14 protein-coding genes and 2 pseudogenes are annotated in these 12,974 nt (G+C 70.2%); 8 read left to right on the top strand and 8 right to left on the bottom strand.

The window, feature by feature from the left end; genetic code table 11:
- Positions 1–36 precede the first annotated feature (36 nt).
- A complete protein-coding gene (locus ACHWVH_RS16295; RefSeq protein WP_017912530.1) occupies positions 37–1,146 on the bottom strand; it encodes an S-(hydroxymethyl)glutathione dehydrogenase/class III alcohol dehydrogenase in 1,110 nt (369 codons plus the stop codon).
- Between the two features lie 40 nt (positions 1,147–1,186).
- Entirely contained in the window at positions 1,187–1,462 is a 276-nt protein-coding gene (locus tag ACHWVH_RS16290; RefSeq protein ID WP_295935848.1) for a metal/formaldehyde-sensitive transcriptional repressor, read from the bottom strand.
- A gap of 324 nt (positions 1,463–1,786) precedes the next feature.
- Here ACHWVH_RS16290 and ACHWVH_RS16285 point away from each other — a divergent pair, with 324 nt between their 5' ends.
- The 3 genes and pseudogenes from ACHWVH_RS16285 to ACHWVH_RS16275 all read left to right on the top strand — a co-directional run.
- Entirely contained in the window at positions 1,787–2,497 is a 711-nt protein-coding gene (locus ACHWVH_RS16285; RefSeq protein WP_153750682.1) for a response regulator, read from the top strand.
- A pseudogene (locus ACHWVH_RS16280) lies at positions 2,494–2,821 on the top strand (two-component sensor histidine kinase); the annotation flags it as partial. The gene ACHWVH_RS16285 and the pseudogene ACHWVH_RS16280, both read left to right, overlap by 4 nt.
- Before the next feature lie 224 nt (positions 2,822–3,045).
- A pseudogene (locus tag ACHWVH_RS16275) lies at positions 3,046–4,005 on the top strand (ATP-binding protein); the annotation flags it as partial.
- A 36-nt stretch (positions 4,006–4,041) separates the two neighbouring features.
- Here ACHWVH_RS16275 and ACHWVH_RS16270 read toward each other — a convergent pair.
- The 5 genes from ACHWVH_RS16270 to ACHWVH_RS16250 all read right to left on the bottom strand — a co-directional run bounded on the left by ACHWVH_RS16270 (position 4,042) and on the right by ACHWVH_RS16250 (position 7,424).
- Positions 4,042–4,425, bottom strand: coding sequence for a YbjQ family protein (locus ACHWVH_RS16270; RefSeq protein WP_017912004.1), 384 nt, complete (start codon positions 4,423–4,425; stop codon positions 4,042–4,044).
- Between the two features lie 74 nt (positions 4,426–4,499).
- Complete coding sequence (locus ACHWVH_RS16265; protein WP_284468355.1) at positions 4,500–4,775, bottom strand: hypothetical protein; 276 nt, start codon at positions 4,773–4,775, stop codon at positions 4,500–4,502.
- Positions 4,776–4,855: 80 nt separating this feature from the next.
- Positions 4,856–5,206 carry a hypothetical protein gene (locus ACHWVH_RS16260; RefSeq protein WP_017908640.1) on the bottom strand — a complete coding sequence of 117 codons (351 nt, stop codon included), beginning with the start codon at positions 5,204–5,206 and terminating at the stop codon, positions 4,856–4,858.
- A gap of 431 nt (positions 5,207–5,637) precedes the next feature.
- A complete protein-coding gene (locus ACHWVH_RS16255) occupies positions 5,638–6,027 on the bottom strand; it encodes a hypothetical protein (protein WP_267084098.1) in 390 nt (129 codons plus the stop codon).
- A 32-nt stretch (positions 6,028–6,059) separates the two neighbouring features.
- Positions 6,060–7,424, bottom strand: coding sequence for a glutamate--cysteine ligase (locus ACHWVH_RS16250; protein WP_267084099.1), 1,365 nt, complete (start codon positions 7,422–7,424; stop codon positions 6,060–6,062).
- Between the two features lie 222 nt (positions 7,425–7,646).
- Here ACHWVH_RS16250 and ACHWVH_RS16245 point away from each other — a divergent pair, with 222 nt between their 5' ends.
- From ACHWVH_RS16245 to ACHWVH_RS16235, 3 genes are all read left to right on the top strand, one after another.
- Complete coding sequence (locus ACHWVH_RS16245; RefSeq protein ID WP_152180944.1) at positions 7,647–8,342, top strand: VIT family protein; 696 nt, start codon at positions 7,647–7,649, stop codon at positions 8,340–8,342.
- A gap of 36 nt (positions 8,343–8,378) precedes the next feature.
- A complete protein-coding gene (locus tag ACHWVH_RS16240) occupies positions 8,379–9,209 on the top strand; it encodes a helix-turn-helix transcriptional regulator (RefSeq protein WP_295845491.1) in 831 nt (276 codons plus the stop codon).
- A gap of 106 nt (positions 9,210–9,315) precedes the next feature.
- Entirely contained in the window at positions 9,316–10,308 is a 993-nt protein-coding gene (locus ACHWVH_RS16235; protein ID WP_394687558.1) for an MBL fold metallo-hydrolase, read from the top strand.
- A gap of 319 nt (positions 10,309–10,627) precedes the next feature.
- Here ACHWVH_RS16235 and yihA read toward each other — a convergent pair whose 3' ends face one another.
- A complete protein-coding gene (gene yihA, locus ACHWVH_RS16230) occupies positions 10,628–11,251 on the bottom strand; it encodes a ribosome biogenesis GTP-binding protein YihA/YsxC (RefSeq protein ID WP_267086305.1) in 624 nt (207 codons plus the stop codon).
- Between the two features lie 128 nt (positions 11,252–11,379).
- Here yihA and ACHWVH_RS16225 point away from each other — a divergent pair, with 128 nt between their 5' ends.
- On the top strand, positions 11,380–12,201 hold the full coding sequence (locus ACHWVH_RS16225; protein WP_026143360.1) for a c-type cytochrome: 822 nt from the start codon (positions 11,380–11,382) through the stop codon (positions 12,199–12,201).
- An 86-nt stretch (positions 12,202–12,287) separates the two neighbouring features.
- Positions 12,288–12,929 carry a thiol:disulfide interchange protein DsbA/DsbL gene (locus ACHWVH_RS16220; protein ID WP_017910536.1) on the top strand — a complete coding sequence of 214 codons (642 nt, stop codon included), beginning with the start codon at positions 12,288–12,290 and terminating at the stop codon, positions 12,927–12,929.
- Positions 12,930–12,974: the final 45 nt, after the last annotated feature.

Raw genomic sequence — 12,974 nt, 5'->3', positions numbered from 1 at the left:
TGCGCGGAAACGGCCGCGCGCCGGACTGACCTGCGGTCAGAAGTGGATGACGGTGCGGATCGACTTGCCCTCGTGCATCAGGTGGAAGGCTTCGTTGATCTCGTCCAGCGGCAGGGTGTGGGTGATGAACGGATCGAGGTCGATCTCGCCGTGCATCGCCTGCTCCACCATGCCCGGCAGCTGGGTGCGGCCCTTGACCCCACCGAAGGCGCTGCCGCGCCAGACGCGGCCGGTGACCAGCTGGAACGGGCGCGTGCTGATTTCCTGGCCGGCGCCGGCCACGCCGATGATGACGCTCTCGCCCCAGCCCTTGTGGCAGCACTCCAGCGCCGAGCGCATTACGTGCACGTTGCCGATGCACTCGAAACTGAAGTCCACGCCGCCGTCGGTCAGCTCGACGATGACTTCCTGGATCGGCTTGCTGTAGTCCTTCGGGTTGATGCAATCGGTGGCGCCCATGCTGCGCGCCAGCTCGAACTTGCCCGGATTGGTGTCGATGGCCAGGATGCGCCCGGCCTTGGCCTGCACCGCACCCTGGATCACCGCCAGGCCGATGCCGCCGAGGCCGAACACCGCGACGCTGTCGCCTTCCTTCACCTTGGCCGTGTTGTGCACCGCACCGATGCCGGTGGTGACGCCGCAGCCGAGCAGGCACACCTTCTCCAGCGGCGCCTCGGGGTTGACCACGGCCAGCGAGATCTCCGGCACCACCGTGTACTCGCTGAAGGTGCTGCAGCCCATGTAGTGGTAGATCGGCTGGCCGTTGTAGGAGAAGCGGGTGGTGCCGTCGGGCATCAGGCCCTTGCCCTGGGTGGCGCGCACCGCCTGGCACAGGTTGGTCTTGCCGGACAGGCAGAACTTGCACTTGCGGCACTCGGCCGTGTACAGCGGGATCACGTGGTCGCCGACCTTGACGCTGGTCACGCCCTCGCCCACCGCCTCGACGATGCCGCCGCCCTCATGGCCGAGCACCGCCGGGAAAATGCCTTCCGGATCGTCGCCGGACAGCGTGAACGCGTCGGTATGGCACACGCCGGTATGGGTGATGCGCACCAGCACTTCGCCCTGGCGCGGCGGTTCGACATCGATCTCCACGATCTGCAGCGGTTTGCCTGCTTCGAAAGCGACGGCGGCTCGGGACTTCATGCGATTTCTCCTGGCTGACGGAATGGGCGTGGGGTGGGGATCATTTGAGGTAGGAGCGGACCAGCATGGCCATCTCGCGCACGCGCGCGGCGCGCTGCGCATCGGAGGTGGCGGCATGGCCGAATTCCTCGCGGACATGGGCCTGCATCACTTCCGACATCAGGCCGTTGACCGCGCCGCGGATGGCGGCGATTTGCTGCAGCACAGCAGCGCAGTCCGTCCCCTCCTCCAGCGCACGTTCCAACGCCTCGGTCTGGCCGCGCAGGCGGCGGATGCGGGCGAGGACGCGCTTCTTTTCGTGCGGGGCGTGCGGCATGTGGCAGGAACTCGGGAACTATACTGGGGGATAGTATTCCTGCCATCGGAAAAAGAAAACGCCCGCGCCGCTGCTCCACCCATCCTGGCCGACCCGGGCGCGGCCGGACGCCCCGCCGCGTGGGTGCCGGCGCATGGCAATGCGTGTCGGCCCAGGACACGAAACCGCCATGTTGGCGCCGCCGGTGCTGCCTATGATGGCCATGCGTTCATGCGCGGGCCCCGGTGCCGGTGGCCACGTCCCTGCCCGCCCCCAGTTCCAGGCAGCCGCGGCCACGTCTAGACTGGGCGAATCCCCGTGTGGCCGCCCTTCAAGATCGTGGACATGAAATCCTTCATTCTGGTCGTCGACGACGATCCGGATCTGCGCCGACTCATCAGCGAGTTCCTGAGCGACCACGGCTATCAGGTGGACACCGCCGAGACCGTGGCGGAGATGCGCCTGCGGATGGCCGAGCGCCAGCCGGACCTGGTGATCCTGGACGTGATGATGCCCGGCGAGGACGGCCTCAGCGCCGCCCGCCAGCTCGCCAGCGAGCGCGGCGCGCCGGCGGTGATCATGCTCAGCGCGCTGGGCAGCGACACCGACCGCATCATCGGCCTGGAAGTCGGCGCCGACGACTACCTGGCCAAGCCGTGCAATCCGCGCGAGCTGCTGGCGCGGGTCCGCGCCCTGCTGCGGCGCAGCCAGGCGGCGACGCTGCCGCCGGAAGCGCGCGGCAACGTCTACGAGTTCGCCGGCTGGCGGCTGGACGTGATCCGCCGCGACCTGCGCGATCCCACCGGCATCTTCATCAATCTCTCCGACGGCGAATTCGCGCTGCTGCGCACCTTCGTCGAGCATCCGCAGCGCGTGCTCAGCCGCGACCAGTTGCTCGACTACGCGCGCGGCCGCGATACCGAGGTCTACGACCGCGCCATCGACAGCCAGATCAGTCGCCTGCGTCGCAAGATCAACGAACGCGTGCAGACCGAACTGATCCGCACCGTGCGCAACGAGGGCTACATGCTGCTGCCGAGCGTCGCCCGCCTGTGAGCGGGCCCACGCGCGCCCGCCGCGGCGTGCCGATCTTCGCCCGCGCCTTCCTGCTGCTGGTGGTGGCGCTGCTCACCGCGCAGCTGATCGGCATCGCCCTGGTGCTGCGCACGCCGGTCTACGAGATGCCGGTGCACCCGCCGGAGGTGATCGCCCTGCTCAGCACGCGCATGCCGGCCGGCACCCAGACCCTCAAGGTGCAGGACACCGCCCATGCACCGCTGCCGGCGCGCGACCAGGTGCGCGACCGCAACGTGGAACGGCTGATGGCGCACTGGCTGGAAGTGGCGCCGGACCAGGTGCGCTTCTACCGCAACAGCGACGGCCGCCTGGAACGCCTGCGCCTGCGCCTGGGCGAACGCCCGCCGCCGCCACCACATGCCATGGCGGCCGACGACGACGTCCCCGCACCCGCGGAGGTCGCGCCCCCAGCCACCGCGCAGCAACCGCCGCCGCTGGAGCCGCCGCCCGCGCCGGGCGAGGCACCGCGCAATGGCGCCTTCGGCGCGACCATGCGCGCCGTGGGGTGGCGCGAACGCGGCTTCGCCCCGGCGGTACCGCTGCTGGACGGTTTCACCGCGGCCCTGCGCCAGCCCGACGGGCACTGGCGCAGCGTGATGTCGCCGCCGCGGCGGTTCTCCAACGAATTCAAGACCCAGGTGGTGATGCTGTTCCTGGTCGGCATGCTGGCGATGCTGCCGCTGGCCTGGTGGTTCTCGCGCGCACTGTCGGCGCCGATCCGGCGCTTCGCCGAGGCCGCCGACCAGCTCGGCCGCAATCCCGATGCGCAGCCGCTGCGGCGCAGCGGCCCCAGCGAGATCGTGCAGGCGGCCGATTCGTTCAACGCGATGCAGGCGCGCCTGAACCGGCTGATCAACGAGCGCACGCACATGGTCGCGGCGATCGCCCACGACCTGCGCACGCCGTTGGCGCGACTGGCGTTCCGCCTGGAGACCCTGCAGCCGCCGCTACGCGAGAAGACCATGGCCGACATCGACGAGATGAAGGCGATGATCTCCGCGGCGCTGGACTTCATCCACAACGACAGCCGCCGCGGCACCCGCTCGCCGCTGGATTTCCGCCTGCTGGTGGAAAGCGTGGTGGACGACGCCAGCGACACCGGCGCCGACGTGGTGCTGCTGCTCGGCGACGCCATCACCCTCGACGGCGATCCGCTGTCGCTGCGGCGCATGGTGATGAACCTGGTGGAGAACGCGCTGAAGTACGGCAAGCGTGCGCGCCTGCAACTGCGTCACGAGGCCGGCGAATGCGTGCTGTGGATCGACGACGACGGCCCCGGCATCGATCCCGCACAGCGCGAGAAGCTGTTCCTGCCGTTCTTCCGCGGCGAGAACTCGCGCAACCGCGACACCGGCGGCATCGGCCTGGGCCTGTCGGTGGCGCACAGCATCGTGCTGGCGCATGGCGGCCAGATCGCCCTGGACAACCGCCCCGAGGGCGGCCTGCGGGTCAGCGTGCGGCTGCCGTGCCAGGCGGTCGGCGGCTGAGCCGGGCGCGCCCCGTTCCGCCGCACGTCGATCGACTCAGCGCTGGTTCGGCTCGACGACCACGGCCGTGCCATAGCACAGCACCTCGGTCAGGCCGGCCATGAGCTCGGTGGCGTCGTAGCGCACCGCGACGATGGCGTTGCCGCCCATCTGCCGCGCGTGCTGCAGCATGTCCCGGTAGGTCTCCAGGCGCGCCTGCTCGCACAGCTCGGTATAGATGGTGATGTTGCCGCCGAACAGCGTCTGCAGCCCGCCGAGGAAATTGCCGACGATGGAGCGCGAGCGCACGGTGATGCCGCGCACGATGCCCAGATTGCGCACGATCCGGTGGCCGGGAAGTTCCAGCGCGGTGGTCACCATCGCATCGTTCAGTGGCGAGACCGCCGCGCGCGGCGGCGAGGAATTGTACGGATCGGTCATCGGTGTGCCCTGCTGGCGTGGCCCGTGGCTCCGCGGACCGCGGACCCGGCGCGCACGCACCGAGGCCGGCAGTGTTAGCACCGCATGAAGAACCACGCAATCGCCAGCACCAGGCCGCCACCCCATAGCAGCAGCATCGCCAAGACGCCGGCCAGCACGACCGCCACCCGCCGCCATCGGCGCAGCCCGCGCGAACGCCGCACCACGTGCACGCACAGCCAGCCGCCCAGCACCACGCCGCTGGCGACCACCGCCCATCCGAGCAGATCGATGAGCGGATCCTTGGGACCAAAGTCGGCGGGGCATTGGCTGGTCGCATGCGCGGATGCCATGCAGCCGAGCGACGCCATCACAAGCGCAATGCGTTCGAAAAGACGCCGTCGAACGCTCGTGCGCTCTACGACCGCTCGCGAAGACGTGCCTGGTGCCATCACGGCGCGTGCTTGAGATTGGATTTGCGCAGGCCAAGCCCTTTCCAGAATGCCGGCGGATAGTGCAGATCCGGGCGCCCCACCCATCCCCGTACAAGATCGAGTTCGTAGCCCTCGTCCAGCTTCCGGTAGTGGACCGACGCAATGGCAATCTGATCCCAATCACCGGTGAAGGTGAGGTCGGCCAGCGACGCGGGATAAGACCCGGTACGCAGCTTGTACAGTTCAACCAACGACACCACCGTCTTGAAATGCTGGTCGCCGAACTTGGCATCGGCCTGCTCCTGCAGACCGCAAGCGGAAACGGCAAAGGCAACGAGCAACACCACACCAACGATCTTCAGTTTCATGCATCCCCCCAATGACGCTCTCTCCGGCACCACAAGCGCCTCTCGCTCGGATCGCGACAGCGACGGCATTCCCCCGCCACGCATAGTGCGCGTGACACCAGCTTACATTGGGTAAGCCGCCGGCCGACTACGGCAAAAGCGGGCTTCCCGCCGCCATCCATTCCGGCAACGACGCCGCAAGCGGCACGCGCTCTGCCTCGGCCACGGCGCCCAGATCGCAGAGAAAGGGGGATTCGCCGGTCCGGCCAACGCAACCAGCACGCCTTGGCCGCCGCTGTCGTCGCCGATCAGCACATGGCGCGGCAGGCAGCGCGCGACCTCGAAGGTCGCATGGCGTTCGGCCAAGTCAGTGGCGGCGTACAGCCGCACTCCATCGGCGCGCGGCTGCCCGGCCTGGGGCGTGCCCAGGGCGCGGATGGGCGGCTAGGTGTCTAGCGCGAAGGCCATAGCCGTCGCCACCATGGCGGCGTTTGCGGCGCTATGGCACCCGCACGTCGCTGCGCCACAGCCTCGGCATGACGCGCCAGCAACAGCGGCAGTGCGGTCGCCCGCCAGAACACCAGGCTGACGTATCCCGAGGACATGCCGCCATGGCTGAGGCGCGGCACGAAGACCGACTCGACGGATGCGTCGTCCAGCGCCGTGCCGACCAGGCGCGCGAAGGTGTCGGCGAGCAGTGCCTCGCACTGCGTGGCCGTCGCCGGCAACGGCACGCCGGCCAGGGTCGACGCCATCTCTTCCCACAGATACGGATCGCCACGGCCGCCCCATCTGCTCGGCTCGTCCTGGAACAGGCCCGCCATGTCACCGATCGCGGTCATCGTTCTGCTGGCCTGCGGGCGCGCCGCTGCACTCAGTACGCGAACTCGCGGAACACGTGGTCGATGTCGCCCTGCCAGGCGCCGTGGTACAGCGCCAGCTTGCGCTCAGCCGCGGTCTCGCCGCCATGCAGGATTTCCACCAGCGGTTCGAGGAAGCGCGATTCGTCCTGGCCGTCGCGGTTCGGGCGCGCGCGCCGGCGCAGGCCGGACAGGGCGATCTTCACCGCCTCGGCAGCCAGGTCCTGCACGGTGCCGTTGCGGAACGGCAGCTTCAGCGCCTGCTTCGGCACGCCGTCGCGCAGCGCGTGGCGTTCGACCAGGCTGAAATCCTTGACCAGGTCCCAGGCCGCGCCCAGCGCCGCATCGTCGTACAGCAGGCCGACCCAGAACGCCGACAGCGCGCACAGCCGGCCCCACGGACCGGCGTCGGCGCCGCGCATTTCCAGGTACTTCTTCAGGCGCACTTCCGGGAACGCGGTGGTCATGTGGTCGGACCAGTCGCGCAGCGTCGGCAACGCACCGGGCAACGCCGGCAACTTGCCCTGCAGAAAATCGCGGAAGCTCTGCCCGCTGGCGTCGATGTAGGTGCCATCGCGGTAGGAGAAGTACATCGGCACGTCGAGCAGATAATCGACGTAGCGCTCGTAGCCGAAGCCGTCCTCGAACACGAAGTCGAGCATGCCGGTGCGGTCGGCGTCGGTGTCGGTCCAGATATGCGAGCGGTAGCTGAGGTAGCCGTTGGGCTTGCCCTCGGCGAACGGCGAGTCGGCGAACAGCGCGGTGGCGATCGGCTGCAGCGCCAGCGACACGCGGAACTTCCTGATCATGTCCGCTTCGCTGGCGTAATCCAGGTTGACCTGCACCGTGCAGGTGCGGGTCATCATGTCCAGGCCGAGCGAACCGACCTTGGGCATGTAGCGCTTCATGATCTGGTAGCGGCCCTTGGGCATCCACGGCATCTCGTCGCGGCGCCACTTCGGCTGGAAGCCCATGCCGAGGAAACCCAGGCCCAGTTCGTCGGCGACCTGCTTGACCTCGTTGAGGTGGCTGCCCACTTCCACGCAGGTGTCGTGGATGGTCGGCAGCGGCGCGCCGGACAGTTCCAGCTGACCGGCCGGCTCCAGCGTCACCGAGGCGCCATCGCGCAGCAGGGCGATGGTGTGCCCGGCTTCGCGCACCGGCTCCCAGCCGAAGCGGGTCAGGCCCAGCAGCAAGGCCTCGATGCCGCGCTCGCCGTCGAAGGTCGGCGGCCGCAGGTCGTCCAGCCGGAAGCCGAACTTCTCGTGCTCGGTGCCGATGCGCCACTGCGCTTCGGGTTTTTCTCCGGAGGCAAGCACCTCGACCAGTTCGGCACGGTCGGTGATCGGCGTCTCGGCAACGTGGCTGGGGCTCGACAAGGGCAGGACTCGCACGGCGGGTGAGGCGATGTGGGGACCATCCCCTGCCATCGCAAGGCCCGCACTATAGCGTGCCGGGGGCGCGGCACGCGTCGCTACCGGCGGCACTGCAGCATTCCATGGCCGCGCCGCTGACGGCGTCGAGAGTGAGACGCAGCAAGCGTTCGCGGCGCCGGCTCGGCTAGGCTGCGGTCTCCTTCCCGCTCCGCCGCAGGCAGCGCCATGCGCCCGACCCACTCCGAACGCCATCGCACCGACCGCGCCGGCTGGCTGCGCGCGGCCGTGCTCGGTGCAAACGACGGCATCCTGTCCGTGGCCGGCCTGGTGGTCGGCGTCGCCAGCAGCGGCGCGTCGGCGGCCACGGTGCTGACCACCGGCATCGCCGGCCTGGTCGCCGGCGCGATGTCGATGGCCGCCGGCGAATACGTGTCGGTGCAATCGCAGGCCGACACCGAGCGGGCCGACCTGGCGCTGGAACGCCGCGAGCTGCACGAGGACCCACAGAGCGAACTGGACGAACTCACCGCGATCTATCGCCAGCGCGGACTCGACCCCGGCCTGGCCCGCCAGGTCGCCGAGCAGTTGACCGCGCACGATGCGCTGGGCGCGCACGCGCGCGACGAACTCGGCATCACCGAGAGCCTGCGTGCGCGTCCGCTGCAGGCGGCGGCCGCATCGGCGGCGGCGTTCTGTACCGGCGCGGCGCTGCCGATCGTGGCCGCCTGGCTGGCGCCGGACGGCCGGCAACTGTGGGTGACCGGCGCGGCCACCCTGATCGGCCTGTCGCTGACCGGCGCGCTGGCCGCGCGTGCCGGCGGCGCCTCGGGCCTGCGCGGCGCGGTGCGGGTGGTGTTCTGGGGCGCAGCGGCGATGCTCGCCAGCGGCGCGATCGGCCATGTGTTCGGCGTGCATGTCTGAGCGGGCGCGCCCGCCGCTGCGCTAGCATCACCGGCCATGGCCGACACGACTTCCCCCGACGCTTTGCTGCTGGCGCGCCTGGCCAGCCTGGCCGACTGCACGCAGGCCGAGGGCTACGCCTGCATCACCGCGCGCCGCGAACATGGCGCGCGCTCGGTGGAGATCCCGCAGCCGCACCTGGCGATCCTGCTGCAGGGACGCAAGCAGGTGCGCACCGCGACACAGGCCCTGGACTTCGTACCGGGCGACCTGTTCCTGGTGACGCGGCGCTGCCGCATCGATGTGGTCAACATCCCGGATCCGCACAGCGGCCTGTACCTGAGCGTGCTGGTGCCGCTGTGCGAGGAAGCGCTGAGCGCCGCGCGCGTGCTGTGGAACGAGCCTCTGCCCGCCGCCGGCGCGGAGCTGGCGCGTCTGCGCGCCGAGGAGTTCGGCAGCACCCTGCTGCAATGGCGGCAGGCGCTGCAGGACGGCCGTTACACCGAGGCGCGGCTGGCGCTGGCGGCCCTGGTGCTGGCGCTGTGTCGGCGCGGCCACGGTGGCCTGCTGCTGCCGCCGGCGCCGAGCGTGGCCGCGCAGGTGCGCGATCTGATCGCCGCGCAGCCACAACGCGACTGGCGTTCGCGCGACATCGAGGAGCGCCTGGGCTTCAGCGGCGCGACCCTGCGCCGGCACCTGGCCGGCGAACGCACATCGTTGCGCGAACTGCTCACCGATGCGCGCCTGGCGCACGCGATGCAACTGCTGTACACCACGCGCTGGCCATTGAAGACGGTCGCCGCGCACGCCGGTTACCGCTCGGTGCGCAGCTTCAGCCAGCGCTTCCAGCAGCGCTATGGCCTGGATCCTGCCAGCATCGGCAACTGATCCACGTCGGCATTGAGCGCCGCGCGCAGCGGAATGAGCGAATCGCGCAGCGGCGCCGGCGCAGCATGCCGTTACCGCGGCGCACGCCGCTCTGCCAGGAAATCCCATGTCCGTGTTCCCGTTGCGCGCGTTGTGCGCGCTGGCCATGAGCGCCAGCGCGGCGCTGACGCTGCCATCACCCGCTCATGCCGCCGCGCCGGCCAGCGCCCAGACGCAGGTGCCCGGCGTCTATCGCCAGGCGATCGGCCGCTTGCGGGTCACCGCCCTGTTCGACGGCACCGTGGCGCTGTCGCGCGCGCAACTGGCGAATATTCCGCCGGAGGCGATCGCACGCCTGCTCGACCACCGCTATGTGCCGGAGAACGACAAGGGCCTGCAGACCGCGGTCAACGCTTATCTGATCCAGGACGGCACGCACCTCACCCTGGTCGATACCGGCACCGCGACCTGTTTCGGCCCTGGCCTCGGCCAGGTGCTGGCCAACCTGCGCGCGGCCGGCTATGCGCCCGAGCAGGTCGACGACGTGCTGCTGACCCACGCCCATCCCGATCACCTGTGCGGCCTGCTGGACGCACAGGGCCAGCCCGCCTATCCCAAGGCGACGGTGTGGCTGAGCGCCGCCGATGCGGCGTACTGGCTGGCCCCGGCCAGCGAGGCCGGCGCGCCGCAGGCACTGCGCTTCGCCTTCCCGCTGGCGCGTGCGGCGGTGGCGCCCTACCAGGCCGCGCAGCGGCTGCGCCGTTTCCGTCCCGGCGACGCGCTGCCCGGCGGCGCGGTGGCGCTGGATACCCACGGACACACGCCCGGGCACGTGTCGTACCGCTTCGACGGTGGTGCGGGGCAGCAACTGCTGGTGTGGGGCGATCTGGTGCACTACCACGCGGTGCAGTTCGCGCAGCCGCAGGCGTCGTTCGAGGCCGACAGCGACCGCGCCGCGGCGATCGCCGCGCGCAAGCGCATGCTGGCGCAGGCCGCGGACCACGGCTGGTGGGTAGCCGGCGCGCACCTGCCGTTCCCGGGACTGGGCCACGTGCGCCGCGAGGGCGAGGCCTTCGCCTGGGTGCCGACGGAGTTCTCGCCGTTGCCGGCGGCGCCTTGATTGGCCCGTGCCCTCATCCGGCACTGCGGGGCACCTTCTCCCAATCGGAGAAGGAACAGCGGCTAGCCCCTCTCCCCCCCGGGAGAGGGGTTGGGGTGAGGGTCCGGCGCGCAACGTCTCGCAGCGTCTCGCAGAGTTCGAGTGCACGAGGCTCGCCCTACCCTCATCCGCCCCTGCGGGCCACCTTCCCCCGAAAAGGGGGCCATGGTCCCGATGGGAGAAGGAAACGGCAATTAGCCCCTCTCCCTCCGGGAGAGGGGTTGGGGTGAGGGTCCGGCGCGAAGCGTCTCGCGGAGGTTGGGCGCCAGCGCCGCCGCGCTCACTCCGCGGCAGTCGGCTCCGTGTCCAACCCCAGCCAGCCACCGACGATGCCACGCAACTCGTCCACGCCCTGGCGGGTCTCGCCGGAGAAGGCCTGCACGCTGACGGTGTCGCCGAACGCGCTGGTCAGCTCCTTGCGTACCTGCTGCAGCACCTGCCCCTGCTGGCCGCGGCCGAGCTTGTCGGCCTTGGTCAGCAGCGCGTGCGCGGGCAGCCCGCGCTGGGCGGCGTAGCCCAGCATCTGCCGGTCGTAGTCCTTCAGCGGATGACGGATGTCCATCACCACCACCAGCCCGCGCAGGGCCTCGCGCGTGCGGAAATAGGTGTCGATGAACTTCTGCCAGTGCGCCTGCAGTTCCTGCGGCACCTTGGCGTAGCCGTAGCCGGGCAGGTCCACCAGGTAGCGCTCGGGCTGGACCTGGAAGAACACCAGCTGCTGGGTGCGGCCAGGCGTCTTGGACACGCGGGCCAGGGCGTTCTGTCGGGTCAGCGCGTTCAGCGCGCTGGACTTGCCGGCGTTGGAGCGGCCGGCGAAGGCCACTTCCCAGCCGCCGTCGTCCGGCAACTGGCGGGCATTGTGGGCGGACAAAAGATAGTGGGCACGTTCGAGGATCAGCGACATCCCCCTAGGATCGCACGTCCAGGGCCCCGGGCGGGCTTCGTTGACCGCCGGGCCGCGGCATGCCGATAATCGCGCGAGTGCGGTCGCCGTCCGGCAGCCGCGGGGTCGGGTCATACGGAGCTTCAGCAATGCGCCACGCTCGCGTTCTTGCCTTTGCCGGTCTAGCGGTTTCCGTCGCCGCCGCGGTCGCGTTCGCGCAGACCTCGGTGGTTCCCATTCCCGACCACGCGCCGGTGCGCACCACGCCGCTGGAGGGCGACATCGGCAAGGCCGCCTGGGGCGACCCCAAGGCCGGCCAGGCCAAGGCCGCGGCCTGCGCCGCCTGCCATGGCGCGGACGGCAACCCCGCGATCGCCATGTATCCGCGCATCGCCGGCCAGGTGGAACGCTACAGCGCGCGGCAGATGGCGTTGATCGCCCACGGCGAGCGCACCAGCGGCGCGGTCGCGGCGATGGTGCCGTTCGTGCAGCCGCTGAGCGCGCAGGACATGCGCGACATCGGCGCCTACTTCGCCACGCAGAAGGCCGGCGCCGGCATCGCCGACGACGCGGTGATCGCCGACGGTCCCTACGCCGGCATGAAGTTCTACGAGGTCGGCCAGCAGCTGTATCGCGGCGGCGACGCGACCCGCGGCATTCCCGCGTGCATGGCCTGCCACGGCCCGGCCGGCGCCGGCAATCCGGGTCCGGCCTATCCGCATCTGGGCGGCCAGCACGCCGATTACGTGGCGCGGCGCCTGCAGGAATACCAGGCCGGCACCACCCAGGAGCGCGATCCGACGATGTTCAAGATCATGGCGCAGGTGGCCAAGCCGCTGACCGACCAGGAGATCAAGGCGCTGGGCAGCTACCTGCAGGGCCTGCACGACCGCGCCGACGACGCGGCCGCCGCGCAGGCCGCACCGGCCGCGGCAACGCCACAGCAGCCGGCGCCCGCGCAACAATCCTGACCGCGCGCCGCCACGGCGGCGCCGGCCCGTTTCCCCTTCGCGCCGGTCCCGACGACCGGCGTTCGTTTTTTGCCATTGGAGATCGTATGAACCGTCTGCCCCGCCTGCTGTTGTGCCTGCTCGCCCTGCTGCCGTTGAGCGCCTGCGCGCAACCCAAGTCCGCCACCGCGGTGGAAGGGGAGGACTACACCCTGATCGCCAATCCCAAGCCGTTCGCGCCGCTGGCCGGCAAGATCGAGGTGGTGGAAGTGTTCGGCTATACCTGCCCGCATTGCGCGCACTTCGAGCCGCTGCTGGAGGAGTGGGCCGGCAAGCAGGCCAAGGACGTGCGCCTGACCCTGGTGCCGGCGGCATTCGGCGGCTACTGGGACAACTTCGCCAGCGCCTTCTATGCCGCGCAGCAGTTGGGCGTGCAGAGCCGCAGCCACCGCGCCATGTTCGAGGCCATCCACGACAAGCGCAGCGTGCCGGTGCAGAACGTGGCGCCGGAGGAACTGGCCACGTTCTACGCCGGCTTCGGGGTCAAGCCGCAGGCCTTCATCGCCGCCTACCAGAGCCCGCAGGTCGCCGCGCAGGTGAAGGCCGCGCGCGATTTCGCCGTGCGCGCCGACATCTCCGGCACCCCGGCGCTGATCGTCAACGGCAAGTACCTGGTCAAGGGCAAGAACTTCGAGGACATGCTGCGTATCGCCGACGCGTTGATCGCCCGCGAGCGCGCAGGCAAGTAATCGGCGTACGGCGCTTCATCCGCGCCATGGCATCATGACGGGGTG

This window comes from uncultured Xanthomonas sp., from assembly GCF_964278005.1.
GTDB lineage: Bacteria > Pseudomonadota > Gammaproteobacteria > Xanthomonadales > Xanthomonadaceae > Xanthomonas_A > Xanthomonas_A sontii.
This window is presented reverse-complemented; position numbering and strand designations above follow the sequence as displayed.

What these genes read in the sequence shown, in the direction of transcription:
- ACHWVH_RS16295 (WP_017912530.1), bottom strand. Translation starts at nt 1,146, where the DNA reads ATGAAGTCCCGAGCCGCCGTCGCTTTCGAAGCAGGCAAACCGCTGCAG.
- ACHWVH_RS16290 (WP_295935848.1), bottom strand. Translation starts at nt 1,462, where the DNA reads ATGCCGCACGCCCCGCACGAAAAGAAGCGCGTCCTCGCCCGCATCCGC.
- ACHWVH_RS16285 (WP_153750682.1), top strand. Translation starts at nt 1,787, where the DNA reads ATGAAATCCTTCATTCTGGTCGTCGACGACGATCCGGATCTGCGCCGA.
- ACHWVH_RS16270 (WP_017912004.1), bottom strand. Translation starts at nt 4,425, where the DNA reads ATGACCGATCCGTACAATTCCTCGCCGCCGCGCGCGGCGGTCTCGCCA.
- ACHWVH_RS16265 (WP_284468355.1), bottom strand. Translation starts at nt 4,775, where the DNA reads ATGGCGTCGCTCGGCTGCATGGCATCCGCGCATGCGACCAGCCAATGC.
- ACHWVH_RS16260 (WP_017908640.1), bottom strand. Translation starts at nt 5,206, where the DNA reads ATGAAACTGAAGATCGTTGGTGTGGTGTTGCTCGTTGCCTTTGCCGTT.
- ACHWVH_RS16255 (WP_267084098.1), bottom strand. Translation starts at nt 6,027, where the DNA reads ATGACCGCGATCGGTGACATGGCGGGCCTGTTCCAGGACGAGCCGAGC.
- ACHWVH_RS16245 (WP_152180944.1), top strand. Translation starts at nt 7,647, where the DNA reads ATGCGCCCGACCCACTCCGAACGCCATCGCACCGACCGCGCCGGCTGG.
- ACHWVH_RS16240 (WP_295845491.1), top strand. Translation starts at nt 8,379, where the DNA reads ATGGCCGACACGACTTCCCCCGACGCTTTGCTGCTGGCGCGCCTGGCC.
- ACHWVH_RS16235 (WP_394687558.1), top strand. Translation starts at nt 9,316, where the DNA reads ATGTCCGTGTTCCCGTTGCGCGCGTTGTGCGCGCTGGCCATGAGCGCC.
- yihA (WP_267086305.1), bottom strand. Translation starts at nt 11,251, where the DNA reads ATGTCGCTGATCCTCGAACGTGCCCACTATCTTTTGTCCGCCCACAAT.
- ACHWVH_RS16225 (WP_026143360.1), top strand. Translation starts at nt 11,380, where the DNA reads ATGCGCCACGCTCGCGTTCTTGCCTTTGCCGGTCTAGCGGTTTCCGTC.
- ACHWVH_RS16220 (WP_017910536.1), top strand. Translation starts at nt 12,288, where the DNA reads ATGAACCGTCTGCCCCGCCTGCTGTTGTGCCTGCTCGCCCTGCTGCCG.